This window comes from Ktedonobacter robiniae (assembly GCF_016587375.1).
GTDB classification, from domain to species: domain Bacteria; phylum Chloroflexota; class Ktedonobacteria; order Ktedonobacterales; family Ktedonobacteraceae; genus Ktedonobacter; species Ktedonobacter robiniae.
Genome location: NZ_BNJG01000001.1, coordinates 1,616,397 through 1,640,206 on the forward strand (window position 1 = coordinate 1,616,397; position 23,810 = coordinate 1,640,206).

31 protein-coding genes and 1 tRNA gene are annotated in these 23,810 nt (G+C 48.7%); 25 read left to right on the forward strand and 7 right to left on the reverse strand.

Going from position 1 to position 23,810, the window contains the following annotated elements:
- Positions 1–241 precede the first annotated feature (241 nt).
- The gene (locus tag JMJ04_RS06655; RefSeq protein ID WP_201369744.1) at positions 242–709 is read left to right on the forward strand and encodes a hypothetical protein; all 468 of its coding nucleotides are present in this window, start codon (positions 242–244) and stop codon (positions 707–709) included.
- A 397-nt stretch (positions 710–1,106) separates the two neighbouring features.
- Here the strand turns inward: JMJ04_RS06655 and JMJ04_RS06660 are convergent, their stop codons facing one another.
- Both JMJ04_RS06660 and JMJ04_RS06665 read right to left on the reverse strand, forming a co-directional pair.
- Positions 1,107–1,937, reverse strand: coding sequence for an HNH endonuclease (locus JMJ04_RS06660; RefSeq protein ID WP_201369745.1), 831 nt, complete (start codon positions 1,935–1,937; stop codon positions 1,107–1,109).
- A gap of 390 nt (positions 1,938–2,327) precedes the next feature.
- Positions 2,328–3,749 (reverse strand): hypothetical protein, encoded by a 1,422-nt coding sequence (locus JMJ04_RS06665; protein ID WP_201369746.1) that lies wholly within the window; start codon positions 3,747–3,749, stop codon positions 2,328–2,330.
- Positions 3,750–4,001: 252 nt separating this feature from the next.
- On the opposite strand from JMJ04_RS06665, the gene JMJ04_RS06670 reads away from it, so the two are divergent.
- Positions 4,002–4,736, forward strand: a complete 735-nt coding sequence (locus JMJ04_RS06670) for a GntR family transcriptional regulator (RefSeq protein WP_201369747.1) — start codon at positions 4,002–4,004, stop codon at positions 4,734–4,736.
- 49 nt (positions 4,737–4,785) lie between these two features.
- Here JMJ04_RS06670 and JMJ04_RS06675 read toward each other — a convergent pair whose 3' ends face one another.
- Positions 4,786–5,565 (reverse strand): MerR family transcriptional regulator, encoded by a 780-nt coding sequence (locus JMJ04_RS06675; RefSeq protein ID WP_201369748.1) that lies wholly within the window; start codon positions 5,563–5,565, stop codon positions 4,786–4,788.
- 349 nt (positions 5,566–5,914) lie between these two features.
- Between JMJ04_RS06675 and JMJ04_RS06680 the strand changes: the two genes are divergently transcribed.
- From JMJ04_RS06680 to JMJ04_RS06750, 16 genes are all read left to right on the forward strand, one after another.
- Positions 5,915–6,154 carry a hypothetical protein gene (locus JMJ04_RS06680; protein WP_201369749.1) on the forward strand — a complete coding sequence of 80 codons (240 nt, stop codon included), beginning with the start codon at positions 5,915–5,917 and terminating at the stop codon, positions 6,152–6,154.
- 57 nt (positions 6,155–6,211) lie between these two features.
- A complete protein-coding gene (locus JMJ04_RS06685) occupies positions 6,212–6,370 on the forward strand; it encodes a hypothetical protein (RefSeq protein WP_201369750.1) in 159 nt (52 codons plus the stop codon).
- A gap of 35 nt (positions 6,371–6,405) precedes the next feature.
- A complete protein-coding gene (locus JMJ04_RS06690; RefSeq protein WP_201369751.1) occupies positions 6,406–6,570 on the forward strand; it encodes a hypothetical protein in 165 nt (54 codons plus the stop codon).
- A gap of 249 nt (positions 6,571–6,819) precedes the next feature.
- A complete protein-coding gene (locus JMJ04_RS06695; protein WP_201369752.1) occupies positions 6,820–7,170 on the forward strand; it encodes a hypothetical protein in 351 nt (116 codons plus the stop codon).
- A gap of 185 nt (positions 7,171–7,355) precedes the next feature.
- Positions 7,356–8,003 carry a hypothetical protein gene (locus tag JMJ04_RS06700; RefSeq protein ID WP_201369753.1) on the forward strand — a complete coding sequence of 216 codons (648 nt, stop codon included), beginning with the start codon at positions 7,356–7,358 and terminating at the stop codon, positions 8,001–8,003.
- Positions 8,004–8,047: 44 nt separating this feature from the next.
- Positions 8,048–8,176, forward strand: a complete 129-nt coding sequence (locus JMJ04_RS47965; RefSeq protein ID WP_268887327.1) for a hypothetical protein — start codon at positions 8,048–8,050, stop codon at positions 8,174–8,176.
- Positions 8,177–8,277: 101 nt separating this feature from the next.
- Positions 8,278–9,600 carry a hypothetical protein gene (locus tag JMJ04_RS06705; protein ID WP_201369754.1) on the forward strand — a complete coding sequence of 441 codons (1,323 nt, stop codon included), beginning with the start codon at positions 8,278–8,280 and terminating at the stop codon, positions 9,598–9,600.
- Positions 9,601–9,724: 124 nt separating this feature from the next.
- Positions 9,725–9,892, forward strand: coding sequence for a hypothetical protein (locus tag JMJ04_RS06710; protein WP_201369755.1), 168 nt, complete (start codon positions 9,725–9,727; stop codon positions 9,890–9,892).
- A 70-nt stretch (positions 9,893–9,962) separates the two neighbouring features.
- Positions 9,963–10,553 (forward strand): glucosaminidase domain-containing protein, encoded by a 591-nt coding sequence (locus JMJ04_RS06715; protein WP_201369756.1) that lies wholly within the window; start codon positions 9,963–9,965, stop codon positions 10,551–10,553.
- The gene (locus JMJ04_RS06720) at positions 10,546–10,899 is read left to right on the forward strand and encodes a hypothetical protein (RefSeq protein ID WP_201369757.1); all 354 of its coding nucleotides are present in this window, start codon (positions 10,546–10,548) and stop codon (positions 10,897–10,899) included. Before JMJ04_RS06715 ends, JMJ04_RS06720 begins: the two co-directional genes overlap by 8 nt.
- 23 nt (positions 10,900–10,922) lie before the next feature.
- Complete coding sequence (locus JMJ04_RS06725; RefSeq protein ID WP_201369758.1) at positions 10,923–11,159, forward strand: hypothetical protein; 237 nt, start codon at positions 10,923–10,925, stop codon at positions 11,157–11,159.
- A 12-nt stretch (positions 11,160–11,171) separates the two neighbouring features.
- On the forward strand, positions 11,172–11,492 hold the full coding sequence (locus JMJ04_RS06730; RefSeq protein ID WP_201369759.1) for a hypothetical protein: 321 nt from the start codon (positions 11,172–11,174) through the stop codon (positions 11,490–11,492).
- Positions 11,489–11,809, forward strand: coding sequence for a hypothetical protein (locus JMJ04_RS06735; RefSeq protein ID WP_201369760.1), 321 nt, complete (start codon positions 11,489–11,491; stop codon positions 11,807–11,809). The genes JMJ04_RS06730 and JMJ04_RS06735 overlap by 4 nt, the downstream gene beginning before the upstream one ends.
- 168 nt (positions 11,810–11,977) lie before the next feature.
- On the forward strand, positions 11,978–12,148 hold the full coding sequence (locus JMJ04_RS06740; protein ID WP_201369761.1) for a hypothetical protein: 171 nt from the start codon (positions 11,978–11,980) through the stop codon (positions 12,146–12,148).
- Between the two features lie 17 nt (positions 12,149–12,165).
- A complete protein-coding gene (locus tag JMJ04_RS06745) occupies positions 12,166–12,393 on the forward strand; it encodes a hypothetical protein (RefSeq protein ID WP_201369762.1) in 228 nt (75 codons plus the stop codon).
- 219 nt (positions 12,394–12,612) lie between these two features.
- On the forward strand, positions 12,613–12,873 hold the full coding sequence (locus JMJ04_RS06750) for a hypothetical protein (protein ID WP_201369763.1): 261 nt from the start codon (positions 12,613–12,615) through the stop codon (positions 12,871–12,873).
- Positions 12,874–12,888: 15 nt separating this feature from the next.
- Here JMJ04_RS06750 and JMJ04_RS06755 read toward each other — a convergent pair whose 3' ends face one another.
- Complete coding sequence (locus tag JMJ04_RS06755) at positions 12,889–13,320, reverse strand: hypothetical protein (protein ID WP_201369764.1); 432 nt, start codon at positions 13,318–13,320, stop codon at positions 12,889–12,891.
- A gap of 119 nt (positions 13,321–13,439) precedes the next feature.
- Between JMJ04_RS06755 and JMJ04_RS06760 the strand changes: the two genes are divergently transcribed.
- From JMJ04_RS06760 to JMJ04_RS06780, 5 genes are all read left to right on the forward strand, one after another.
- Complete coding sequence (locus JMJ04_RS06760) at positions 13,440–14,699, forward strand: hypothetical protein (protein WP_201369765.1); 1,260 nt, start codon at positions 13,440–13,442, stop codon at positions 14,697–14,699.
- Positions 14,700–14,716: 17 nt separating this feature from the next.
- Positions 14,717–14,923: a helix-turn-helix domain-containing protein gene (locus tag JMJ04_RS48620; RefSeq protein ID WP_201369766.1), complete on the forward strand. Its 207-nt coding sequence runs from the start codon at positions 14,717–14,719 to the stop codon at positions 14,921–14,923.
- Positions 14,924–14,935: 12 nt separating this feature from the next.
- Positions 14,936–16,090: a tyrosine-type recombinase/integrase gene (locus JMJ04_RS06770; RefSeq protein WP_201369767.1), complete on the forward strand. Its 1,155-nt coding sequence runs from the start codon at positions 14,936–14,938 to the stop codon at positions 16,088–16,090.
- Positions 16,091–16,440: 350 nt separating this feature from the next.
- Positions 16,441–17,268 carry a hypothetical protein gene (locus JMJ04_RS06775; protein WP_201369768.1) on the forward strand — a complete coding sequence of 276 codons (828 nt, stop codon included), beginning with the start codon at positions 16,441–16,443 and terminating at the stop codon, positions 17,266–17,268.
- Positions 17,252–18,325: a helix-turn-helix domain-containing protein gene (locus tag JMJ04_RS06780; RefSeq protein ID WP_201369769.1), complete on the forward strand. Its 1,074-nt coding sequence runs from the start codon at positions 17,252–17,254 to the stop codon at positions 18,323–18,325. The genes JMJ04_RS06775 and JMJ04_RS06780 overlap by 17 nt, the downstream gene beginning before the upstream one ends.
- 261 nt (positions 18,326–18,586) lie before the next feature.
- Here the strand turns inward: JMJ04_RS06780 and JMJ04_RS06785 are convergent.
- The 3 genes from JMJ04_RS06785 to JMJ04_RS06795 form a co-directional block, all read right to left on the reverse strand.
- Positions 18,587–18,660, reverse strand: a tRNA-Pro gene (locus tag JMJ04_RS06785).
- A 222-nt stretch (positions 18,661–18,882) separates the two neighbouring features.
- A complete protein-coding gene (locus JMJ04_RS06790) occupies positions 18,883–20,013 on the reverse strand; it encodes an ABC transporter permease (RefSeq protein WP_201369770.1) in 1,131 nt (376 codons plus the stop codon).
- An 18-nt stretch (positions 20,014–20,031) separates the two neighbouring features.
- Positions 20,032–20,910, reverse strand: a complete 879-nt coding sequence (locus tag JMJ04_RS06795; RefSeq protein WP_201369771.1) for an ABC transporter ATP-binding protein — start codon at positions 20,908–20,910, stop codon at positions 20,032–20,034.
- 287 nt (positions 20,911–21,197) lie between these two features.
- Here JMJ04_RS06795 and JMJ04_RS06800 point away from each other — a divergent pair, with 287 nt between their 5' ends.
- On the forward strand, positions 21,198–22,235 hold the full coding sequence (locus JMJ04_RS06800) for an ATP-binding cassette domain-containing protein (RefSeq protein ID WP_201369772.1): 1,038 nt from the start codon (positions 21,198–21,200) through the stop codon (positions 22,233–22,235).
- A gap of 435 nt (positions 22,236–22,670) precedes the next feature.
- Positions 22,671–23,717 (forward strand): phenylalanine--tRNA ligase subunit alpha, encoded by a 1,047-nt coding sequence (gene pheS / locus JMJ04_RS06805; RefSeq protein ID WP_201369773.1) that lies wholly within the window; start codon positions 22,671–22,673, stop codon positions 23,715–23,717.
- The last annotated feature ends 93 nt before the right edge of the window (positions 23,718–23,810 follow it).

Here is a 23,810-nt window from a genome sequence, read left to right on the forward strand (position 1 = left end):
GGAAGATAAACTCCGCTACTGCTTATTTTTCGTTGGCTTTATATGTGCCTTGAGTGGCTTGTAAAGTGGCTCTGAGAAATTTGTTTGTTGAAGTTTGTCTAATGATTTCTTCTGTTGTTGATCGTCTTTAGTTCCTGAATTGTTGGCAGCGGATTGACAATGGGTTTTCTACGAATTATAATACTGTCAGTGGGTGGTTTGCCCGCCGTTAGAAATAATGTGGCGCTCTAAGGAGGAAGTCATGGATGAATTAACTTCAGACAATGAATTTGTAAGCGTAACGTTGTTGGTCCCTAAACATCTGGTTGGGGCTGTTTATCGTGCTGCGGCTGATATTGTAGATGGAGATTCAACGCCTGGTGTTGTAATAGATGCTCTATTACATGGCGATGTTAGATGGTGGTCTAAAGATAAACTTGCCCAATTACATAGAGAGGTGACTAATCCAACAGTGCTTGCCCTTCTCGGCCTTACTGCAGAAAAAGCTGGAAATTGGGTGACATATGATGAGGTTTGTGAAAGATCAGGTCGTTCAGGTCGCCAAGTGCAGGGAGACCTGGCTGGTCTAACACAGTTGATAAAAAGGCGTTTTGAGCATAACACAGGCTTCTGGCCTGTGGAAATCAGGCCTTCTACTCAATCAGCACCTTATGCCTATCGTATGCCAGTTGATATTGCTAGAAGGTGGAAGGATGTGCTGCAGGGCTAAATTTTTAGCCTCTTGATGTCCTCAACCTCTGTTCTCAAAATGTTAACGAACCTCAAGCTTCTTCTTTGCTGCTTTGAGGTTCGTTACATTTTATCTTAAAAATAAGATAAGGCAAAAGGTTGGGTATTGCATCTTATAAGTTAGGCCATAAGTCGAACACTGAATTCTACTTATGACCTGCCTAATGGCGATATAGAGGCGGAGAGTTGAACTCCTTTTGATGGGTTTTTGACCCGGCTTCCATAGGTCTCTGATGGGCTTCTTGAGCCATTTTATGGAACCATTGTTGTCTAACTTTTTCGATGTCTGTTGAGCGGTTTTGCTCTCACTTGTTGATACTCTGAGCTTTGTAGAAGGAAGATGGTTTATGGCTTGCCATTGTACCTTGCTGGCATGACTATATGGTCGCAAAAGCAAGTTTTGCTTCTTTGTCTTTCACTAACCTTCCTAAATACTGATTATAAGCAAGAGAATCTTTTGCATAATGTGCTCTACGATGACAATTTGGGCAAATGGCAATAACCCATTGTGGATCGTCTGGACCTCCATCGGAAAGGCGACGAATGTGATGAACTTCCAAGTATGGCTGATCTTCTTTGGTGATAAATGGGGCTGTTTGGTTACATCCCTCACAAATGCCCTCTGCGCGTTTGAGTGCGTAATCTTTGATAGCTTGACTACGGTAGTAGTACGCGATCTTACGTTCTGTTGGAGTTCTGCTTGTTACTGAGTTGGATAATGCTTTCGAGCGAAGGTCAGCTAGCGTTAAAGAAGCTGTTGTAGCTTCTCTTTCTAAGTTTTCGTTAAGTGACCCTGCTTCTGAAAAAAAGTCAAGGGGAACAAGCTCAAATAGAATTCTTTCTCGGATTTGCTCAGAGGCGTCTGGTCCTTTGTCATAACGGAAACCAGTACATACCATTTGACCGATGTAGCAAACAAATCCCTTTCGTACGTAGGTAAATAAATGAAGATCTTTCCCTTGCATGACATGATCGCGCAAAGCTGCATTTCCACGAGTAAATTTCATATCCCCCTGTTGCCCTTCGCCAGCGTATAAGAAAATGCCCTCATTCGTCCATCCATCTGAGTAGCCATATTGCCTTCCTGAATTGCTCGTGAATAACAAGATTATATTCTGATGAGCTGGTGTACTTATTCCTCCTTGCCCTTGCCCTCCAAATTGTTCGTGTATGTCAGTCCGTTTGTATTCCTGATTTTTTACAAACATTGATTTCCCCCTTACTTGCTATCTGTATTTAGTGATGATTAATCAATTGAAACTTGGGCATTGTTCCTGATTGGGCATAGAATCCTTCAAGAAGATCGTTTTCAATCTCATCAAAATTGATTCTTACAAGCTGGCGAGAAACCGGAAGCCATCGCTATTTTACCTACTATTGTGGGAGCCGATGAAGGGATTCGATGGTACTAGTTTGTGGGTGCTTGTAGAAATTTTCCTGGTGCTCCAAATCTAGATTTAGCGTTTACTGGCATTGTTTGTTACTTGTGTAAGTTTGTAGGTGTTGTTGTACTAAATATGTAAGCTTGGTTCTTTAGGTATGTATAGTTAGATGTGTTAGTTAAGTGAGTGAACATCATAGGAAAAGGTGGTGCCATCTTAGCGAAGGTTAAGTTGTTGTCCAGAATTGATAATAACTTTCCTTGCAACGAATCTAAGTAGTTCTATATCATAGCCAAGCATGTTAGCTTCTTTTGAAAACGGAAGAAGTAACTCTTCTTGACTATCAGTGTCTTGTAGCTTCGTGTGAACTATTTTGCAACGTATCTCATATATTCTTAGTGCTGTGTTAAGGACTACATTATTTTCTGGTTTGTTACCTTCATTGAAAATATTTTGTAATGCAATGGCTTTCCATTGGGCCTTAGTCTTGAAGAATTGGTTTCTTGACTCTTCTTCTTGAATAAAGCTACTAATTTCTTCTGATGACATACAATGTTCTATAGTAGCTTTAAGTGAATCTCGCTCATTAGCAAACCCCCCTTTCCCTATATAAGGCTTTATCAATGCAACCAGCCGACTAACATTTCTATCTAGGTCATTCATAAATGACGGATCTTTTAGCAATCGTTTGATGATATCATTCGTTTGGATAGCTGCGAACGAAGGAAAGAAATATTCTATTACTTGGTAGTATGCTAAGTATTGTAAAAGAGGCATACCAATTGATGCGCTTGCATACCAATATAATGACATTGGCTTTGTTTCAAATTGGTACTCTGGAAAACTAAGAGATATTGGAGGCTTTGATTGTCGAAATAACATGTTAGCACTGTGATTTTTTTGTTCTTCGTTCTCGAGATAGGCTGATACACCATTAATGTCTAATTGAAGACAAATGTTATTAGCAATTCGTTCTAAAATTCGTCGCGCATGATTATGGTCGTTTATCTGAATATTTTCTATTTTGATTGCTATACTTGTTGGGTAAGGGCTTTTATATGGAGAATATGGTAAATGAGGCCTGAAATATTCTTGTATTACTGAACGTGCTCTATCTAGTCTCCTACGTAATATTTGTCTTTTTTCATGGAGAAGGTCCTCTTGAAAAATATCAATGAGACTTAGTGTCTGCGATGTTAGCCCAATAGATAATTGAATGTTTTGATGCCACTCACTGCTTGAGGTTAAGACTAACCTGAGGTCATCATTTGTCTCTGAATCATCATTTGTCTCTGAAGAGCCATAGAGAGATACAAGCAACCTTTTTAAAATTGCGGATGGTGGACGTGGAAGAGGACTGACAAATTGTAATTTTGCTTCGATTAAGCCTAATTCCTTTGACCAAATAGCTTTGTAATCATTGATGCAAAAAAATTTATCAAAGTTAGTTTCCACTAAGAGCAATGCTTCTGTTTCTCTATCAAGACTTAACTTTAACTGCTTGAATTGGTTATTATCTATAGGGATATTAATTAGCAATCTTCTTGAGACGTATTCTGTTGTGATTTTTGCAATTTTGCACCTCTCTTCGATTTTTTTAAAAACCATTGGAATTTCTTCATTATTTAAATCTGACATAGCATCTCCCATAAAAATAATACTTGCCTTGGCATGTCAATTAATTCAACTATTATACCCTATTTCGTTGGGTTTTGTCTGTTATTGTGGTTTATTCTGTTCTTTATGGCAAGCCATTGCTTAGCCACTTGCTATCCTACTCGTTTTTTCTCAGCTAGATCTTTCCTTTTTCCTTTATTTACATTATAATTAATCTAGATTAAATGTTTTAGTTTAAGTGGTCTAGCATGAATAAGAAAGGGAGTGCTTATTATGACGGAAGCCAAAGTGGATGTTATAGCTGATGTTTTTAGGCAGCGCTTGTTAGAGGGTGAGTATGGGACGAGGGGTAGGCTTCCCTCATTGCGCCTTCTCTCAAAAGAGTTCGATACGACGAACGAGACAATGAATAAAGTTATCCAACTGCTTCAAGCCGAGGGTCTATTAGTGTCTCGTGGTCGCGCAGGTGTATTCGTTAATAGTGTGCGTACTCGTATTCCTGGCATCACATCTCGCTTTGATCTCTACTTACAAGAGCAAGGGCTTACACCAATGGAGGAGAATATAGAAGCTCCTGGTATCGTACCTGCACCTGAATATGTTGCTAAAGCACTAGGTATTGAGCCTGGCTCGGAAGTAGTGAGGCGTATTCGTTTGCAAGGTGGAGATGATATTCCTTTTCGCATTGCTGAAAACTATTATCCTGTTACCCTAGCTGGGGGCACTGTTCTTCAATGGTTGCAAAGTAACAAGTACTTAGATGTGCTTGATGCAATCAAAGGAGCTCACGGCAAATACGTAAAGAGCATTTCTGAGGATGTGATTGGTCGTTTGCCAACTACGGGAGAAGCAGATTTATTGAAGATTGTTCGCGGTGCTCCAGTTTTGGAAGTTCAACGTAAGAGTTATGCACAAGATGATAAGACTGTGATTATGTTCAATAAGATCGTCTTTGTTGCGAGCTACTTTGTCTTGACTTACGACTATACAGCCCAGCATTGGGGATAAGACCGAGGCATGTTTCGAGGGGTGGTAAAAATCGCCACCCCTTATATTTTTAGTCTTTAATGCTGCTTAGGTACTTTTTGATGAGCTTGGCAGGCGTTTTAAGGTTCTGCAAAAGGTACCCTTTCCGCTCTCCTCCATACAGGTTCACAATCTCTGTGAAACCCAGGTTCTCGAAGATTTCTTGCCCCTTGGCAGTAGCCCCTATTCCATACCAATTTTTGATGTCAAACTGACTGTTCTGTTTTGTTGCCCACTTGAGAGTTTGGGTTATAATAAATCGTCCAACATCTGCATCTCTTTTTGCATTCCCTGTGGGTTTTACAGTAAGGCTGCACACGTAAACGGATATACTTGGATCGGTCCATTGTCTAATAGCTTCTAATGGAATATCTCTTTCTCGTATCTTGTCATTTAGCAGTGCTAGCATAATGTCCTCATCGAGAGGCATCAGGCTAGAGTAGGCGATGAGCTGGCCCTGCTCCTTTACACTCATCTGCATTTCATCATTAATGTCACGCCATTCTAAAAGTGTGTCAAATGGTACTATATCATCTTCCCCATACAGATGCGCCCCAATTTGGACCTCTGACCATGTGTCAGCTACATTTGAGGGCGAAAAGACAAGATGAGTGGGACCCTGGCGCTTATTCTTTGTGTACTGTCTTTTTGCAAGAGTGTCAATTGCTTCCTTTGGATAGCGTCTTCCTCGTTGTCTGCCTGGCTCGATTTCAAAAGGAATGAGGCCATTTTCAACTTCCTTAAAGAATGTCGATCTTGGCTTACCAAGCTTTTTCATTGCTTCCTCTGCTGAATAGAACTCGTTGCTCATATCTCCCCCTTAAAGCAGCTTATTTTGCTATTATACGACCTTACTGTGGATTTGTGTACTCTTAGTCTTGGACTTAAAAGCACAGGAAAACTTATAGACTTATAGACTTGACTTCGTAGACTTGTATGTCTTATAATTGATCTAGATCAAATAAACCAGACGAAAACATCTAGTGTGTAGAACGAGCGTCTGGGATCGAAGTAACTTCAGAGCAATTAAATGGCAAGCTGTGAAAGTGGAAGTGAATAGACAAAGCATATAGCTGTGCTGTGGAGAGGCTTGGGAGGCGGTTATGTGGAAGGGTATCTTTCTCTGTTGGTTGTGGTGTTGTTACAGAAAGGAGTCGCCTATGAGCTGGGGTAGAAAACAGTTTCGGTCTGAGGTGAAACAACCTCGTCACGCTCGCGTGAGCCTGAGCGGCATTTCTTGTGCTGATTGTAATGTTGAGCTTCCTGCGACGTTTCCTATTGCTGAGCATGATGGCCGGTGTCGCCACTGCTTCTCCTCTCTATATGGTAGTGCTCCCTTTGTAGGCGGTGAACAACTTGTGCACTTCGAGGTGGTGAATGGCTTGCTGGTCGCCCTCTAGGGGTTGTGCCAGGAGAGCAAGGGATGCACGTTCTCGCGTTTAGAGAGGAGAAGGCCTATGAACATAATAAGCGCTGTATTGGTTATTGGCTTGCTGTTGTGTGGACTGGTGATCTGGCGGGTACGCCAGCGTGTCTGGGCCATTGGCATTGTCTTCCTCTGGGGCGTCGTTCCCCTGGTGATGCTCTCCTTTGTGTGCTGGGTTGGACAGAAGTAGACCGGCTATTCGGTTGTTGGGAGGTGCTTATGAGCATGATAAACATTGTTGCGTTGCTGGTGACTACTGGTGTGCTTCTGGCTTCGGTCCTGTTCGTGAAGCGCACATTGAATGCGCCTATGGACGCAACTGATTGGGGATTGGTGGCCTTTGGGAGCCTGGCGGCGTTCGTGGTGCTTCACCTGTTCCCTTTGCGCTAGACGGGGTGATTGGCTAGCCGATCAGTTAATAGCTTGCGGTGGAGAGATAGAAGGGTGGGAGACGTGGCAGCATCGCCCGGTGGTGGTGGAAAATTGGCGGGTGTTGTGTGGTGAGCGGTGTGTGAGTTGCGGGCGATGCTTGTGTGGTGGTGGGTGTGAACAAGGTGAGCAAGCTGGTGTGGTGGTGCTGGTGGTGGAATAACGGATGTTGTTTGTTGTGCATGATGAGTTGTTGCAAGGAGGTGGCCTATGATTATGAACGCGCTGTTTTTAGGTGGGCAGGTGATTGAGAGTACCTTTTATGACCAGATGACTGGCGCGCCGAAGAAGGGACACTCACTGGTCTTGGATGTGTTAGATGCTGATACCCACGAGAAGTATCAGTGCCAGCTTTCGGAGGGCATTCCCGCGCTTGACAACCTCAAACTGATGGTCCGCCAGGGGGCGCCTGATGACGTGGTTGAGACGGCAGTGGAGGAGGTGAAAGCCTCGCTTCCTCCGCAGATGTCGCCCCTGACACTCGAAATCCGAGCAATTAAAGGCAAGCCGCCGTTTCTCAAGCTGGTCTGTCGGCTCGCACAAGTGGCGGTGGCTCCCTAAGGGGTAGGAGGAGGTGCCTATGAAGCTAGATTTTGAGCGGGCGCTTGGGTTCTTCGGTATATGGTTCGGGGTGTTGGGTCTCGTGTGGCTGTTCCTGCATTATGGGCTGCATGTGATGTAGTTGCGTATGGCTAGTCGTGGGTCGAGCAATCGGCGCATGTCTAGCCAGAGAAAGGGAGGTGGTTATGGCATTAGTTCAACAAAGTCTCAGAGGAATACGGCAACAGAGTGGGTCATGGGTTCGCAATGCTGAGCATCTGGTGATGCGTCTGGTCTCGTTGGCGTTTTCGCTGGCCTCGGCACATGCGATACGCTGGTTCTTCGCGCCAATGGATCATGCAGATGTATTACAGCCCTATATCACCTGGGGTATTGCGATTGGCTTTGGTGTCCTGGGCTTCTTCGTGAGCCGTGGCATCGCTCACCGCATGATGAACAATGAGCCAGTATGGCTCTACATCCCGATCTGCCTGGTTGTGGAAGTGGTCGAAATCTTCTGCAACTTCTCCCTGGCGGCCTCGGTGGTGCAAAATGCAACGTGGTTGGGTACGGTTCCACCTGGAATGCATGACCCGCTCATCTATGCGACGTACCTGGTGCTCTCTATTGTGCCTCTGGTGTCGATCTTGCTGGCGGTTGTGGATATGGATATGGAGCGGCGGCGCGTGAGTGGGTGGAATGGGCATGGGGCTGCACCCAAGGTTGCACCGAAACAGGCCCCGGCATGGGGTGGGACTGCTGCCCAGCCGCAAGCTGGCTATCCGACAATGAGGGCACCCGCGCAAGGAGGTGCGGGGGCAAAAGTCCCTTTGCAGGTCCAAACGGTTCCGTAGTCTTGTCGTGTCTCTCTGTCGATCCGTCAACAGGGGTGGTGCTCGTGCAGTCCAATGGCAAGCGATTAAGCAAGGATGATGCGGCGGTGGTGCGGCAATTGCTCGCTGAGGGCAAACAGGTGGTGTTTACAGATCGGCATCAGTGGAGACACTTTCAGGTCCGTGGTTCTTAGAGTGTGTTGGTGTGAGTGGTTGGAAGCGCGTGTGGGGCTGGTGCTCGTGTGGGTATAGCTCTGGACGCGCTTTTGTTGTCGCATGTGCAAGGAGGTAGCCTATGAGTTATGCATATGATGAGCATGTGGATTATCAGTGGATTAAGCAGACAGCAAAAGCGCAAGGGATATCGGTCAATGACTTGATCGTGCTTGCTCCTCAAAATGACCCTTTCTATACAGGAACGCCCAGCGACCAGGCGTTAGGGCAATGGTTCGCGCAACTGTGGCATCACTTTGGCTATGATCGCGCCCATATTCGCCGTATTCACTATCAAATTATCAGCCAGGACCCGCCCATTGTGCTGCCCAATGGCAAGCCATATGAAAACACGATGGAGTGCTGGGACGTGCTGAACTTGGCTTCTAAGGCTGCGCGCTACCTGCAACTGGTCGACCCTGCGGCCTTCAATGATCGTCGTACGCCTGAAGTGATGCTCTATGCCTCCTCGGAAACAGGCGACCCGCGCGTTGGGGTCTATGGCTCGCTCTATCAATCTGATACTAAGCTTCCCGACTTCCCCGATCTCCCTCGCTATAGCGTGTCTGGTTTCAAAGGTGAGCAAAATTATCACCTGGAGGTCTGGTGTGAGAAGTCGACTATGAATGATGTGCTCGCGCCGCTCTGCCAGAACTACCAGGCGAACCTGCAAACGGGCATGGGTGAGATGAGCATCACAGCGACGCTCGCGCTTGTCCATCGGTTACAGCAAGCCAATAAACCCGCCCGTATCCTCTACGTCTCCGACTTTGACCCCGCTGGTCAATCCATGCCGGTCGCCGTGTCGCGCAAAATTGAATACTTTGTGCGCACACTCGGTCTGGACCTGGATATTCGCCTTTTCCCTGTGGTCCTCACCCTTGAACAAGTCCAGTACTACCAGCTCCCGCGCACTCCGATCAAGGAGACAGAGCGGCGGCGTGTGGGCTTTGAGGCTCGGCATGGAGAAGGGGCGGTAGAGCTTGACGCCCTGGAAGCGCTCTATCCTGGGACCTTGCAGCAGGTGCTCGCCGGGTATATGGAGAGCTACTACGACACCACGCTTGGGGATCGGGTGTGGCAGCAGTATGAGGCGCTGACTGAGCGGTTGCGTGAGCACCAGGACCAAGTGATACAGCCCTATGCCTACTACGTTGCCGACCTGCGAGCTGAATATGAGCAGATACGTGCTGAGTTTGAGCAGCGTATGGAGAGCTATAGCGCTCGTCTGCGCTCCCTCTGGCAGTCTATCCAGGGCGAGATGAGGCAGCTTCCCGCCTGGTTGGGGGAGTATCCCATTCCTCAAGCCTACCAGGGCCAGGAAATTGGGGAGGGCCTTTACAATAGCGAGCGAGCCTACATCGAGCAGGTGGAAGCCTACAAGCTGTTCCAGGGGCGTTTGTAGCATGGGTGCTCGTGGTGAGATGGAATGGTTTGACGTGGCGGTATGGCGGTGGTGGCCTTCGTTGCTTCCGACGTGTACCGCTCAGGTATGGGCCTGGAATGCTTTCTCAGCAATAGAGTGGACCATGCGTCAAAACAATGTCTCTTATGCAGCCTATGTGGCGGCATATGCTGCGGACCATTCCTTGATCTATCGTGCGCGTGAAGTATGGGTGGATTTGTACGAGGAAGCGTGTCTGCCTGCAAGCGATGAGATGGTCTTTGTAGCGTTGTTTAGTACGAAGCATATGTAGGACGGATGGTGAATGGCAAGCTGTAGATCGATGGATTGATCTATGGCTTGCCATGAGAGGAGGTGGGCCTATGCGTAAGGTGTTGATCTGGGTGTCCCTTCTGCTGCTGGCAATCATGGTAGGCTGTTTGTATATTGTGCTCTCGCCCTCTCGTAAGCAAGCTCGTATGGCAGAAACGGTACCGGCAAAAGGGTGTGCGCTTGGGGTGGTGGTGTGTCAACCTTCTCTCTCTGCTGTCGTTCTCAACCGCGTGCTTGCCTTCTATGGTTCGCCTGCTTCTGGCAAAGGACAAGCGCTCTATGATCTGGGTGTCTCCTATGGCATTGACCCAGCGTACGCGTTGGCCTTCTTCATGCATGAAAGTTCCTTCGGGCGGGCTGGGTATGCAACTATAACCAGGTCGCTAGGCAATATCATTTGTACACCTGGCTATTCCCTCTGTGTGGGTCGGTTTAGGGCATATGTCCAGTGGGAGGACGGTTTTCGTGATTGGTATCGCTTGATTCGAGATGAGTATGCAGCGCGTGGCCTGGATACCGTTGCGCGGATCATTCCGGTGTACGCTCCCTCGGCGGATCATAACAATGTATCTGGCTATGTGTATGCAGTCGATCATGCGGTGGAAGTCTGGCGAAGTGGTCACGTAGCGGTCAATGGCTAGCCGTGGGCGGGTGGAAGGGATGAAGTACCGGCGGCTCTATCCAGAAAATTGGGAAGCATTAGCATGGGAGTGTAAAGAGCGGGCGGGGTGGGTGTGTGAGTTCTGCGGGGTTCTTCATGGGACCCAGGTGGTGTCTGAGCGGACGGGGGTGGTCTACACGGTGTACCTGGCAGCGGCACATCTGGATCACGACCCCTGGAATCCTGAACCACGGTTAGCGGCGTTGTGCCCCTCATGCCATATGCGTTATGACTATTCCTGGCGTGAGAGGCAGCGTTGGCTAGAGCTAGAGCAGTTACGGCATCGGTTATGGATCGATGCTTACCTAGCAAATGAGTGTGAGTAGCTGGGCTGGAGGAGGTGAGACGTATGGTGACATATCAGCAGCTCAAGAAACAAGCTGAAGATTGCTATCAACAGGCTGAAGTGTTTTCGGCTGAGGAGAAGGTAGCTGAACGTATCCTGATGTTGCTAGAAGCAGGTCACAATGTTGAGAGTACCTACTCATGTTTGCAGCATGATCTTCAGTACCTCTTGTTAGAAGGGGATGAGGTGCGTGCTGGCGTGACGAGGGCATTTATCGAATTCATTCATGGCGAGCTGTGAGAGGAGGTGGCTATGGCAGAAGCATATGGATTGTGGCCCGGTGTGGTTGCTATTGCTGCGGATGCAAACTTGTTTTGTGTCCCGTGTGCGGAACGCTTGTATGGGGATGAGGCCATACAGGCGGTGGTAGATGCTGAGCCTGGGTGGGGGAAGTACCAGGATCACGAGGGAAACCCGTTTGGGGTCGTGCTGCGATGGTCTGCGGATGCACATACACAGTATTGTGCTGCTCCTGGGTGTGGTGAGCGATTGTGTGAGGACTATTGTGGCTGTTACCAGCATCCTGAGCTCTGGCAGCAGCATGGGATCGTGTGGGTCGAGGGTGGGCCATGAGGAGAAAGCAGCAACGTACTCTTGCACTGCAAACGGTCTGCGAACTGCTGCGGATCATGGATATTGCGCCGGAAACTGTCCACGCAGACCAGGCCTTTACGGCACTGGATGAATTGTATTATACCCAGCCTCAAAGTGTGGCGTATCGGTGGTGGGAGTCGGCAACAGAGCGTGAGATTGATTGCTTCATTGATGAGTGGGAGGAGTGGAGAGAGCAGGAATTAGCGAAGTGTCCTTTCTGTCAGTACCAGGTGGAAAATAGAGATTTTGTGTTTTGCCAGGCGTGTAGTGCTTTACTCGAAGGGGTTAATGGCTAGCCAGTGAGGAGGTGGCCTATGGGATTTCTTGATCAGTTGCGAGAACGCCAGAAAGATATCATGCAGCATCGCCAGGAATTGGCTGCATGTGCTCGTGAGCAGTGGCTTGGGTGCCGTGTGGTGGTATATGCTCCCTAGCTCGCTATGAGGGCAGTAGCCGAGGGAGCTATGGTGTACCTGGGTGACGAGAGCGGCAATTGGGTACATGGTGAGGTGGTTGAAGTCAATGACTATGGGGAGGTGCGTATTGCCTATGCTGTTGGGAGTCGAGGGGAAGCCTACTACACCCAGACGGTTCTTGAGGCTTTGGACAAGACATGTGTTCGTGCTGACGCTTAGTGACAGGAGAAAAGTGTATGTATAGGCATTCTCTTTTCTATTCTGTTGAGGAAGAGGCACAGCAAGCGGAAGAGATACTGCATCTTATTCTTGATACGGATGCCGAGATTGACGGGGTGATTGTAGACCCTGAGTACATCGAATGTAGATTTTACACGTCTGATCGTCTCCGAGATTCCGCCCAAACAGTCGTTATTCATCAAACACAGCCGGATGCGTACGCTCTGAACTGTGAGGATTATTGAGAGCCGTAAAAGTGCGAGAGGGCTATACAGCTCACCGTAACGCTCGGTGGGGTGGCTGCGGTGGGCTGCCGAAGGCACTCAAGCATCCTTGGGAGCCTTGAGGCATACCTCGCCAGCGACCAGGCTGAGGCGTGCCGAGTGGGGAGAGCAAGCGATGCCGCCAGGCCCGACCCTTGACCGGGGTGGGTAGACTCGCAGAGCGAGAGCGGCCGGCCTGCGGTGACGCACTCAATGCAGTACCCGGTCGCTCTCGGCACGAAGTGCTCACCCACCTCGGTCAAGGGCGGCATCGCCTCCCCACTCGGCGGCTGGAACGCTGGCCTGCGAGGGTGGAGTGGTGGTGTGGCGTCCCTGGGGTGGGGCGGTTGTACGCGCCCGAGCGTCAGCGAGGGACGGCGTACAACCGCCTTCGGCGCGAGCCAAGTAAATCGCGCCAGTATAAATACAAAAGAAAAAGAGAGCGTGGCACTGTTCTATTGACACGCGTGAAGAGTTTTAGTCGCTCACCTGTATTGAAGAGGTACTTGATTCCCTTGGCTGGTCTGCAAGTCTGTCTTTTCTTCCATAAGCTACGAGATAGAGGTTGCAACCAACGCAAGCCATAAAAAGCGTGATCGGAAAATGCAATGCTTGCATGAAATTGAGCGCCAAATGAATAGCGAGAAGAATAAAGCCAAGTATCAAAAGCGACATGCCAATAAAAGCGATTTGGATGTTTCGGCGGCGGCTTATGGGGCGAAGCCTCCAAAGCCCGATAGTAAGAACAGGACTACTAATCAGCAGTGAAAATCCCATAGATGCTAAGGGCAGTCGCATGATTGGATCTGACCAGGAAAATATCAGGAAAACGAAGCTCACCAAGATCTCAAAGAGTGTAGAAACAATGCCCATTACTCTAGGAAACTTTGAAAGTTTTTCGGAAGACATACAACCTCAGTGAATCTATGCAAAGGAGGAAATATAGATGTTTCGATCATACAAGCTTGCAATCATAAATGCAAGGATTTTAGCGCATACCTGAATTGGAGAAAGTGGAGGTGATGTCTATGCAACAAGCACACGTGGTCAATTATGGGGTAGATACGCTCGTACTCAACGCGTATCACACCGATATTGCTGGCAAGCCAATAAAGCGCGAATTGGACGCGACCTTACAAGCGCGACTCAATGAGTGGAAGAAGGAAGCTCAGGAAGCACACGAGGGAATACCGACATCTCTGGTCTTCAATGAGGCAACCTTGCATATGCAACCTAATGGAGCTGGTCAAGGTCAGTGGCCCTGGATGCTCAAATCAAAGGATATCACTCTCTACATCTCTGGTGGTCAGTGGAATGGCATTGCATCAGTGCGTCTCAGCTCGGAATACCTCTGGGCGCATCGAATGCTGCTCACTGCGATTGTGAGCGTTCAGGAGTTGCTTGATCGACTGTTCCAAGGAGAGATGTACTTGCAAGTCTCGCTCGTCGATCTGTGTGTTGATGTCGCTGGTTGGGATGATATCGACCAGCTTGATCGCTATGAGAATTTCATCACACGAGCCAGGAAGCGAACGAGCTATACAGAGATTGAAGAGGGCAATTCGACCGTCTTGCAAGATTTCTCCTATGGAAAGCACCATACAGGCTTTGCCTTTGGCAAGGATAAGAAGGGGCGCAGCTCCTTATCCTGTCGTATCTACGACAAAACACGAGAAATACTCCTCTCTGGAAAAGATTGGGTGCGTGATCTCTGGCGTGCTCATGGATGGTTGGAAGCTGATGGCGGGAAGGTCTGGCGTGTAGAAATCTCCTTCAAGCGTGAAGCGCTCCATGAACTATTGCAAGAAGAGATGGAGTTGTGGGGCATCGAAGATGCTTACACGCTCCCTGAATTGCTGCCTCTCATGTGGGCATATGCTGTTGGACAAGTCAATGGCGGCCCTGATGGTCTGCCTGATGGCTGGTTGCGCTGTGCGGTCTCCAATGGAGACAAGAACCGCTCGCGTTGGCCGACACATCCAGTCTGGAAAGTCATCCAGGGAGCTTTTGCGCAATCCTGTGAGGTTCCTGAACAATTTGGCAAGATTATTAGAAAGCGGCATGAGGAGAGGAGCATTGAAAAGGGCATAGAGGCTGTCATGGGGTACTTAACCTCCCTGGCTGCCTGGGCAGGTGGCGACCTGGCGGAAGACGGTGTAGATCTCTCGGTCGTGCTCCACTGGCTAGCCGTTAGCGGTAGTGACTACTTAGAACGGGTAGATAGGGATTTTAGTGCTGAAGTTCAACGGAAGCGGGTGAAGTTGGGGCTACAAGTGGCTAGCCGTTAGGGGATTGGAGGTGGCTTATGGCAGGACGTAAAAAAGTTTCGACGGTACAGCCTTTGCTTTTAAGTGTTGCTGATGTCGCTATACAACTAGGAGTATGTAGGCAGACGGTGTACACCCTCATTTACAAGCATGGTTTGCCGTCCATCTTGGTTGGGAGGAATCGAAAAGTACATCCAGACTCGCTAAGTGGTTGGTTAAAGGAGCGTGAGCGGCAATTAGCATAAGGAGGTGGGCCTATGGCAGGGAATAAGCGACGTGGACATCATGAAGGATCGGTGTACTATGTAGAGAGCCGTGAGCGCTGGGTAGCTGAAGTAACGATAGCGACTGGCAAGCGCAAGAAGTTCTACTTTAAGACAAAGCAAGAGGCTCTGAAGAAGAAAAATGAGGCTCTAAGAGAGCTAGAAATGGGGGTCTTGGCGACAGGAACAAGAAGAAGGCTAGGCGATTACCTTGAGGACTGGTTAGAGAATGTCCACAAAGGTAGACTTCGCGTTGGGACCTATGTTAACTATAAGAAATTGATTAAGTATGTGATTGCTGACCTGGGCGATATATGGCTACAAAAGCTCACACCTCAACACGTCCAAACCTTCTACTCCAAGAAACTCGATGAAGGACTTTCCTCAAAGCTCATAAATAACATACACGGGGTCTTACATGTAGCTTTGGAGAATGCAGTACGCTGGGGTCTAGCTCCAAAAAATGTCTGTGATCTGGTAACACCTCCCCGTATAGTAAGCCGTGAAGTCGTGCCGCTCTCAGTTGAACAGGCACGCTGGTTTGTGGATCGTGTAAAGAAGAATCGTTTAGAAGTGCTACTGGTAACAGCAGTTGTAACGGGTATGCGTCGTGGTGAATTGCTGGCTCTACGTTGGGCCGACATCGATTTTGCACGTAGACGTCTACTAGTGCTTCATTCGGTTGACTTCATCGCTGGCCACGGATACGTTGAGGGCCAACCGAAAACCGTCGCTGGTCGCCGGGTGATAAGTCTTCCGTCCTTCCTGGTCGATATGTTGAAACAGCATCGCGCTCTACAACAGGATGCGCGTAAATCTATCAAGGGTTGGCAGGATCGTGATCTGGTCTTCCCAAATCTGAAAGGCGGCTACCTGCACCCTGCGCACATGGGAGAAAAGTTCAGGAAAATATTAGTAGAGGCTGGATTACCTCCCATTCATTTTCACGATTTGCGGCATAGTGCAGCGTCCATCTTGCTATGTATGGGTGTGAATATCAAGGTCATACAGGAGTTGCTAGGACACAGTGACATCTCTATCACGCTGAGAACATACTCTCACCTGCTTCCGTCGATGCAACAGGAGATTGTGGAAACATGGAATGAAGTGTTTAAGGAGGATAAAAAAGAGAAAGAAGAGCCTAGATAATCTTTGCCATAAAGTTTGTTTCTTTTCTATGAAAGCTTTATGACCGAGAACATAAGAGAGCGAGAAGTTGTTGCGTGGAACGCTTCTCGCTTTTATCTTCGTCAGCCCAGAGTTTAGCACTCTCTCTATTTAAACTCCCAGTACTTTAAGGTCTAAAAATAAAAAATCGAATAAAATACTTGATTTTTGCCGGCCAAGACTGTACAATACAAATATCGAACAGCCATTCTAGAGCAGGTGTGTTGTCGATCATGTGGGTGATTTTTCTGGCGGTGGTATTACGAATTTTCAGTCACATGCAGTCTCTATACTAATGTCACAATTAGCTGACTCATGCTTTAGGAGGAAGTATGCAACCTAGTATTGCTTGGGATGACAATGGAGAGGCTCTTGTGTGGAATTTGCTTAAGCCACATGTTCCAGTTATCAATGATGCTATAAAAGCTTCATGGATAAAGTATCTTGATATAAACATTGAAAAGCGCTTTCCTTTTGACGCGAGAACAAGAGCAAATATAGTAAATAACTATATTTGTCACGAGATAAGGCATAGATTTGCTGATATTCCTGGAGTAACGATAACAGAACACCTGGGCTTTCTCGTTTTAAATTTTTCAGATCTCGTTCTTTCGCGGTTTAAGATACTTGATAGAAATTTAAGAGCTGGCAATGTTTGGACAAAACGACAAAGGGATTATGACGATTTGCTAGAATTGCCTGATCTTCCTCCCAAGGCGATAAGAGTAACAATAGGTTATCAACTGGATAGGTCTGAGACAGAAATAAAGAACATACTAGTAACCCGTCCTGCACATAGGAAAATTGCCTGGCATTTTTCTATTCTCAATGAGAACATATCCACCATACAACCAACTCTTACTCTTCCAAACGAAGTCATGCAACCAGATCAATCTGATAAGAAGAGGAGGGTTAAGCCGAAAGATCCAAAACAGCCAAAGCGTGATGTTAGTACTCCTGCTGAGCAACCACCAGAGTCTAAGGCCAAGCCAACAGACGTACTAAAGAAAGAAGGTGATGAGCCTCCTTCAGAATCTGAGGATAAAACAATTCCCTTTAAGAAGTCAGATAGTGACAATACTACCTCTTCCAAGAAGCCACCAAGAATTAAGCCAAATGGCCTAGAGAATTCGGGTGAAGATAATGGAGCAACCAGTTAACTCTGAGATGTTAATACTTGCTAGAGAGTCACGTGGTTTTACTCAAAGTGAGTTAGCCAAACTTACGCATATCTCTCAAGCTAACATATCAAAATATGAAAGTGGCCTTTTGAATGTCTCAAAAGACCATCTAGTAAGAATTGCCTCGGCTCTTCACTATCCCGAGGCATTCTTTCATTTATCTGAGCAGCGTTTTAGCTTTGGTAGCAGTTGTACTTATCATCGCAAGCGTCAAACGATGCCTGTGCAAGAATTAAAAGTCTTACTTGCTAAATCTAATATTTTTAGGATACATGTGACCCGGCTCCTAAACAATGTTGAGATTGAGGCAGACAATTTGTTTCAAAGATTAGATGTTGATGATTTTGATGGTGATGTAGAAGAGATAGCAAGGCGAGTTCGTAGAGCATGGCAATTGCCCTTTGGTCCGGTTAATAACCTTGTAAAAGTAATTGAAGATGCAGGAGGGATAGTTTATCTTTGTTCTTTTGGTACGAGAAAATTAGATGCAATAAGCCAGTGGATTCCTAGCCAAGATCCAAGTTCACCTCCAATATTTCTTATTAATTCAGATATGCCTGGTGAACGTATTAGGCATACCTTAGCTCATGAGCTAGGGCATGTAATTATGCATCGGATACCGACCGATAACATGGAGGCCGAGGCAGATCGATTTGCTTCAGAATTTCTAATGCCCGCGCACGATGTCGCGCCTGATTTGAGAACACTTACGTTGCCAAATTTAGCTAGGCTAAAATCATATTGGAAAGTTTCAATGGCAGCAATCATAAGGAGAGCAAGAGATTTAGGAAAAATAACAGAAAGGCAATATAGAACACTTTATGAGCAAATGAGCAAGCAAGGATACAAAATAAATGAACCAAACCCCCTGCCCATTGAGCGACCTACTATTTTTAATGAGATTTTGGAGGTATATCAACAAGATTACGGCTATAGTATGGCTGAAATTAGTAATCTGATATTCCTTTTAGAAGACGAGACAAGGGAAAAATATTTCCCAAAAAGCCGTCGTTTACATGTAGTAGGATTGAATTAAGTTTAATATTTTACGTACTTGGAATAATGGCTTGCTATCATTGCAGTCTTATTAATGGAATAGCACAAAAAGCGTTGGGATATATATCTCAGACGCTTTTTTGTATGTTAGGGGCATTATTCAAGAACAAGATCTAATAATTCGCGTTTTGCTCTCAGTTTTGCTCTCAATTAGAGCTTGCCGTAACTAGAGCTTTTTAGCGGTTAGCATAACAAAAGAAGAGAAGCCAACTCGTAAGCTGGCTTCTCTTCTTTACCTTAGTCGGGGTGAGAGGATTTGAACCTCCGACCACTTCAACCCCATTGAAGTGCGCTACCGGGCTGCGCTACACCCCGTTTTCTTGGAACGTCATAATTATAGCAGAAGGATTTGTAGTTCGTCAACCCCTTTTCGCGATTTTTTCCTGGTAGCGTCAAAGTTGATTCCTGGATGGTCTTTTCGCGCCTGCGGCGCTCAAAAGGGATAATGTATCTGATGACAGGCTGCCGGCAACGTTGGCAGCCTGTCATCAGATACATTACCTGAGATGGGTTTGTAGGCCCTCTAGAAGCTCTTGCTTAGATTAAGGCGACGACGCTGGCCTGCCTGCGGAGGAGCCAGGCTGCGAGGGCGAAGAGGACGGCAATACTCCCCAGGAGAATGCCAGCATCCAGGAGGATGGAGGCGTTCCAGCCTTGATTGTTCAGAGCTTTAAAGATGCCATCGCTCAGGTAGTATGTGGGGATAAATTTCATGACCTGGGTTGCGGGCGTATTCTGTAACAGGTTGCCCATAATCCCTCCCGCGAAGATTCCGGGAACAAAAAAGAACATTGAACCGACGCCGTTAAAGACGCCCACGGCATTATTGGTCTGGAAGATACAGCCCGCGAGGAGCCCGAAAGCGAGCGCCAGGCATGAGCCCAGGAGAATAAAGACCAGCAGGAGAGGTACATTGCCAGTCAGCGTTTGCAGCGTCAAGGCGACGACGATGGAGAGCAGGAGTTGGTACCCCAGGCCCACCAGGAGCTTCGCCATAATGACATCCGTAAAGGTGGCTGGCGAGACCATAAGCATACGCAGCGTCTTCTTCTCCTTTTCTTCCACCAGCAGGGAAGAGACAACAGAGATGCCTGTGATAAACGACATGAGCAGGCCAAGCGCGCCGAACATGGATTGTAATATATCCTCCACTGCGACCTCTGATTTAGGTGGGTTGATCATGGCCATTTTCAGATCGAGTGGATGGGGATCTTTGAGCGTGGTCACATAGGCGGTAATGATACTGGCGAGCGCGCCTCGCTGCTGGGTCCCCGCTCCCTGGTCGTTGTTCATGTAGAGCGTCACTTCCGGCTTCTGACCTTGCGCAATCTGCTGCTCAAAGTTGTCAGGAATGATGAGGCCGACAGCATATGGAGAGTCTTTGTGGCTTCCATCTGGACCAAAGGCCGCTGTCACCTCCTGCGAGGAGTTGACATGCGTGACTTTGGCTTTATCGAAGTAGCTGCTAACGGCTCGCTCCACCTGCGAGTTGCCGGGGTTATAAACCAGGATCTCTGTATTATGCTGGCCAAACACCACTAAAAACAGGGCATAGAGCAACGCGATAAAGAGCGGCGTGAGCAAGGCAAAAAGTGTTGTTTTATTGAGGATTATGTCAAGCGCGTCTTTGCGCGCGATAGCCAGTGTTGAACGCAGATTCATATTCATCACGACCTTGCTTGAGTCTTAGGCCGGGCGTACGCCAGCGATCTGAATAAAAACGTCTTCCAGCGAGGCTTCATTGGAGTGGATAGCACGCACGAGTCCCTCGCGCATCCAGGTCTCCAGTTGCGCCTGATCGATTGGATTAGTAAGCGATAGCTCCTGCTCCTGAAGCGATTGCTCTCCCTGGCCTGTTTGAGACAGGGTGACCGTTAGCGTGGGTTCACCGTGCGCCAGTTTCAGGTTACGAGGCGTATCATTGGCCACGATATGTCCATTATTGATAAAAGCCACGCGGTGACAGAGATGGTCAGCCTCCTCCATCAGGTGCGTCGTCAGGAGGATTGTCATCCCCTCCTGGCAGAGTTCGCGTACCGCCTGGCGTACCTCGCGCGCCGCGATGGGGTCCAGCCCACGACTTGGCTCGTCCAGAAAGAGGACGCGTGGGCGATGCAGTAAGGCCCGCGCGATCATCACCCGCTGCTTCATACCGTTAGAAAAGGTGCGTACGGGATCTTTGGCCCGGTCGCGTAGCCGGACCAGGTCCAGCACCTCGTCGACACGCGTTTTGGGCAGGCCATACAGCCAGCAGGAGACCTCCAGGTTGAGGCGCGCCGAAAGGCGTTCGTAGAGATTCTGCTCCTCAAAGACAACGCCGACAACCTGCTTCAGTTCGCGACGCTGGCGCACAACATCATAGCCTGCCACGCGAGCCGAGCCACCGCTCGGCTCGATCTGCCCCGTTAGCATCCGTATCGTCGTGGTTTTGCCCGCGCCATTAGGACCTAGCAGGCCAAAGATCTCGCCCCGGCACGCACTTAAGCTCACACCATCCACCGCCTGCTTCTTGCCAAAGGTACGGCGCAACTCATGTGCCTCTATCATGATATCTCTTGTATCCATAATCTTCTATCTCTCGCTCTTCAAAGCTTGCATGTTCTCGTGTTCGCCTCGCGAACTTGATCTGTCAAAACTGTAACATGTCAAAAATACTTGCGCTATAAATTCTGGTCCAGTGGAGTATATTTGCCGCTAACAGGAGCAATTTCGCCCCTGAATGAGCGACAAAACCGCTGAGTGGAGCAAAGAAATGGTTGGGTGAAGCAAACGGCTGTGCTACAATAGCTGCGGCGACATTCCGCTCCAACCGTTAGAGACCTCATAGCAAGCACCTGGCGAGGAAAGAGACGATGCTCATACGTGTACACCGTCTACACAAGATGGCAGATAACCATCATGCGCTCGATATCGAAGATCTTCAAATTGAGGCAGGAGATATCTATGCCGTTGCAGGTCCCGTTGGCAGTGGGAAAACACTGCTCTTACGCACACTGGCTGGCGTACTTCCCCCCAGCGGTGGCAGCGTGGAACTGGAGGGAGTAGATATCTACCGCAACGCACAGGTGCGCCTACGGATCGCCGCCCTCTTCGAGGAGGATCTGCTCTATGAGCGTCTCTCGGTCTACGATAATTTGAACCTGTACCGCAATCTGCACCATCTCCCCAAAGAGAGTATCGAGCACATATTAACTCAGGTTGAACTGAGCGACCAGGCGCGCAAAAGGGTCGCCAAACTCACGCCCTCAGCCCAGCGTCGCGTGGCTTTAGCGCGTTTGCTTATGGGAAATCCGAGCTTCCTGCTCCTCGACCATCCAACGCGGCGTACCGACCTGGAGGCGCAGAATCTTTTCGCGCGCCTGCTGAAGCAGAAAGCCCAGGAAGGTGCAGCCATCCTGCTAACGTGCGAGGATCTCTCCTGGGCGGGTAAGTTCTGCACGCATATTGTGGAGTTAGGAGGCGGACGCGTTATTGACTGTCGCCGCAACGAGATTCCTTCATCCAGCGCGTCCCCAGAGGTTACCGGGGAAGGCTCAGCTGTTCCAGAGCGTCTTGTCCCCTACAAGGTCCCGGCACGCAAGGAGGACCGTGTTATCTTCTTTGATCCCGGTGAGATTCTCTATGCCACCAGCCGCGATGGCAAGATTTATCTGCGCACAGCTAGCGAGGAGGCCACAACCAATCTGACGCTACAAGAGCTAGAGCAACGCCTCCTGGGGCGCGGCTTCTTCAAGGCTCATCGCGCCTACCTTGTCAACCTGCAACATATCAAGGCTGTCATCCAATTTACGCGCAATAGCTATACCCTCCTATTGAATGACGCACAAGAGACGATGATTCCTCTTAGTAAACAGAGTGAGAAGGAGTTGCAGGCACTGCTGGGCTATTAGGTTATTAGGCTATGCAAAAGTCTAGACTTTCCAGCCTGAATCTGGTACACTTTTATCTGAGTTGAAAAGTGTAAAAAAGGCGATGATGGGGAGAGTACGTGTAGCGAGTATGCACAGGGAGAAGGGGTCACCGACTGGAAGCCCTTTCGCAGAAGACCTGCACCGAAGTTCACCCCAGAGCTGGCTGTTGAAACCCTGCCTTCATAATCCGGCAGGTGTAAGTAGATAGCCCCGGCGGTCCCCGTTACAGGACAAACCGAGTGGATTTATGGTGGCGCACAGTTATCTTCCAGGTGCTGTGCCTGGCGATCATAATTCAAAACGGGTGGTACCGCGGAGCTTGCTATTCTAGCGCGAACGTGCAGAATTTTGCCGACAACTTCGTCCCTGTTGACGAATGTCGGTTTTTTGTTTTTTTGGAGGAACTTTACCGCTATGATTGGACAACTTGAGGACTTACTCACACAACTGGAACAGTTACGTGAGCAGGCCATCGCAGAACTGGCGAGCATTACCACCTCTGCCCAGCTTGATGAGTGGGATACTCGCTACCTGGGTCGCAACCGCGGCGAACTTAAGAATCTCTCTGCCGTGATGCCCAAGCTCTCGAAAGAGGAGCGCCCCGTGGTTGGGCAGAAGATCAATGCCGTCAAGTCGACCCTTGAGCAGGAATTAAAGGCCAAGCGCGAAGAGCTCAAACAGCGCGAGATGCTGCAAACGCTGGAGCAGGAGCGCATCGATGTGACACTCCCTGGGCGCGCACTGCCCGCTGGACATATGCATCCCCTCTCGCGTACCATCCAGGACGTGAGCGCTATCTTCATGAAGATGGGCTTCCAGATCGTACAGGGTCCGGAGATCGAGACCGATTATTATAATTTCCAGGCACTTAACGTCCCTGAGGATCACCCGGCCCGCGATATGCAGGATACCTTCTGGGTCTCGCCCGGCGAGATTCTGCTGCGTACCCAGACCTCGCCGATGCAGATTCGCACGATGAAGCAGCAACAGCCACCCGTGCGCGTCCTCGTACCCGGTAAGGTCTACCGCAACGAGAATATTGATGTCTCGCACGAGGCCATGTTCCATCAGATCGAGGGTCTGCTGATAGATGAGCACTGCACCATGGCCGATCTGAAGGGTGTCCTTGAGCGCTTCGCGCATGAGATGTTCGGCCCTGAGCGGCGTCTGCGCTTCCGTGGCAGCTACTTCCCCTTCACCGAGCCCAGCGCCGAGGTCGACATTAGCTGCGCCTCCTGCAATGGCACGGGCTGTCGCGTCTGTAAATATACCGGCTGGCTGGAGATCCTTGGTTCCGGCATGGTGCATCCAAAGGTGCTGCGTGAGGTTGGCTATGATCCTGCGAAATATCGCGGCTTTGCCTTCGGCATGGGCGTGGAGCGTATCGCTATGCTCCAATACAACGTCAATGATATTCGCCTCTTCTCCGGCAATGACCTGCGCTTCTTGCGCCAGTTCTAGCACTTCTGATCCGAAAACCCTGAGCGCGCTTGTCTCCGAATGGGGGAAGCGCTAGTCACGCAAGTGACGTTGGGTTTCGGAATAAGATCCAGC

Coding starts and splice junctions, on each gene's coding strand:
- JMJ04_RS06655 (WP_201369744.1), top strand. CDS start 242: ATGGATGAATTAACTTCAGACAATGAATTTGTAAGCGTAACGTTGTTG.
- JMJ04_RS06660 (WP_201369745.1), bottom strand. CDS start 1,937: ATGTTTGTAAAAAATCAGGAATACAAACGGACTGACATACACGAACAA.
- JMJ04_RS06665 (WP_201369746.1), bottom strand. CDS start 3,749: ATGTCAGATTTAAATAATGAAGAAATTCCAATGGTTTTTAAAAAAATC.
- JMJ04_RS06670 (WP_201369747.1), top strand. CDS start 4,002: ATGACGGAAGCCAAAGTGGATGTTATAGCTGATGTTTTTAGGCAGCGC.
- JMJ04_RS06675 (WP_201369748.1), bottom strand. CDS start 5,565: ATGAGCAACGAGTTCTATTCAGCAGAGGAAGCAATGAAAAAGCTTGGT.
- JMJ04_RS06680 (WP_201369749.1), top strand. CDS start 5,915: ATGAGCTGGGGTAGAAAACAGTTTCGGTCTGAGGTGAAACAACCTCGT.
- JMJ04_RS06685 (WP_201369750.1), top strand. CDS start 6,212: ATGAACATAATAAGCGCTGTATTGGTTATTGGCTTGCTGTTGTGTGGA.
- JMJ04_RS06690 (WP_201369751.1), top strand. CDS start 6,406: ATGATAAACATTGTTGCGTTGCTGGTGACTACTGGTGTGCTTCTGGCT.
- JMJ04_RS06695 (WP_201369752.1), top strand. CDS start 6,820: ATGATTATGAACGCGCTGTTTTTAGGTGGGCAGGTGATTGAGAGTACC.
- JMJ04_RS06700 (WP_201369753.1), top strand. CDS start 7,356: ATGGCATTAGTTCAACAAAGTCTCAGAGGAATACGGCAACAGAGTGGG.
- JMJ04_RS06705 (WP_201369754.1), top strand. CDS start 8,278: ATGAGTTATGCATATGATGAGCATGTGGATTATCAGTGGATTAAGCAG.
- JMJ04_RS06710 (WP_201369755.1), top strand. CDS start 9,725: ATGCGTCAAAACAATGTCTCTTATGCAGCCTATGTGGCGGCATATGCT.
- JMJ04_RS06715 (WP_201369756.1), top strand. CDS start 9,963: ATGCGTAAGGTGTTGATCTGGGTGTCCCTTCTGCTGCTGGCAATCATG.
- JMJ04_RS06720 (WP_201369757.1), top strand. CDS start 10,546: ATGGCTAGCCGTGGGCGGGTGGAAGGGATGAAGTACCGGCGGCTCTAT.
- JMJ04_RS06725 (WP_201369758.1), top strand. CDS start 10,923: ATGGTGACATATCAGCAGCTCAAGAAACAAGCTGAAGATTGCTATCAA.
- JMJ04_RS06730 (WP_201369759.1), top strand. CDS start 11,172: ATGGCAGAAGCATATGGATTGTGGCCCGGTGTGGTTGCTATTGCTGCG.
- JMJ04_RS06735 (WP_201369760.1), top strand. CDS start 11,489: ATGAGGAGAAAGCAGCAACGTACTCTTGCACTGCAAACGGTCTGCGAA.
- JMJ04_RS06740 (WP_201369761.1), top strand. CDS start 11,978: ATGGTGTACCTGGGTGACGAGAGCGGCAATTGGGTACATGGTGAGGTG.
- JMJ04_RS06745 (WP_201369762.1), top strand. CDS start 12,166: ATGTATAGGCATTCTCTTTTCTATTCTGTTGAGGAAGAGGCACAGCAA.
- JMJ04_RS06755 (WP_201369764.1), bottom strand. CDS start 13,320: ATGTCTTCCGAAAAACTTTCAAAGTTTCCTAGAGTAATGGGCATTGTT.
- JMJ04_RS06760 (WP_201369765.1), top strand. CDS start 13,440: ATGCAACAAGCACACGTGGTCAATTATGGGGTAGATACGCTCGTACTC.
- JMJ04_RS48620 (WP_201369766.1), top strand. CDS start 14,717: ATGGCAGGACGTAAAAAAGTTTCGACGGTACAGCCTTTGCTTTTAAGT.
- JMJ04_RS06770 (WP_201369767.1), top strand. CDS start 14,936: ATGGCAGGGAATAAGCGACGTGGACATCATGAAGGATCGGTGTACTAT.
- JMJ04_RS06775 (WP_201369768.1), top strand. CDS start 16,441: ATGCAACCTAGTATTGCTTGGGATGACAATGGAGAGGCTCTTGTGTGG.
- JMJ04_RS06780 (WP_201369769.1), top strand. CDS start 17,252: ATGGAGCAACCAGTTAACTCTGAGATGTTAATACTTGCTAGAGAGTCA.
- JMJ04_RS06790 (WP_201369770.1), bottom strand. CDS start 20,013: ATGAATATGAATCTGCGTTCAACACTGGCTATCGCGCGCAAAGACGCG.
- JMJ04_RS06795 (WP_201369771.1), bottom strand. CDS start 20,910: ATGGATACAAGAGATATCATGATAGAGGCACATGAGTTGCGCCGTACC.
- JMJ04_RS06800 (WP_201369772.1), top strand. CDS start 21,198: ATGCTCATACGTGTACACCGTCTACACAAGATGGCAGATAACCATCAT.
- pheS (WP_201369773.1), top strand. CDS start 22,671: ATGATTGGACAACTTGAGGACTTACTCACACAACTGGAACAGTTACGT.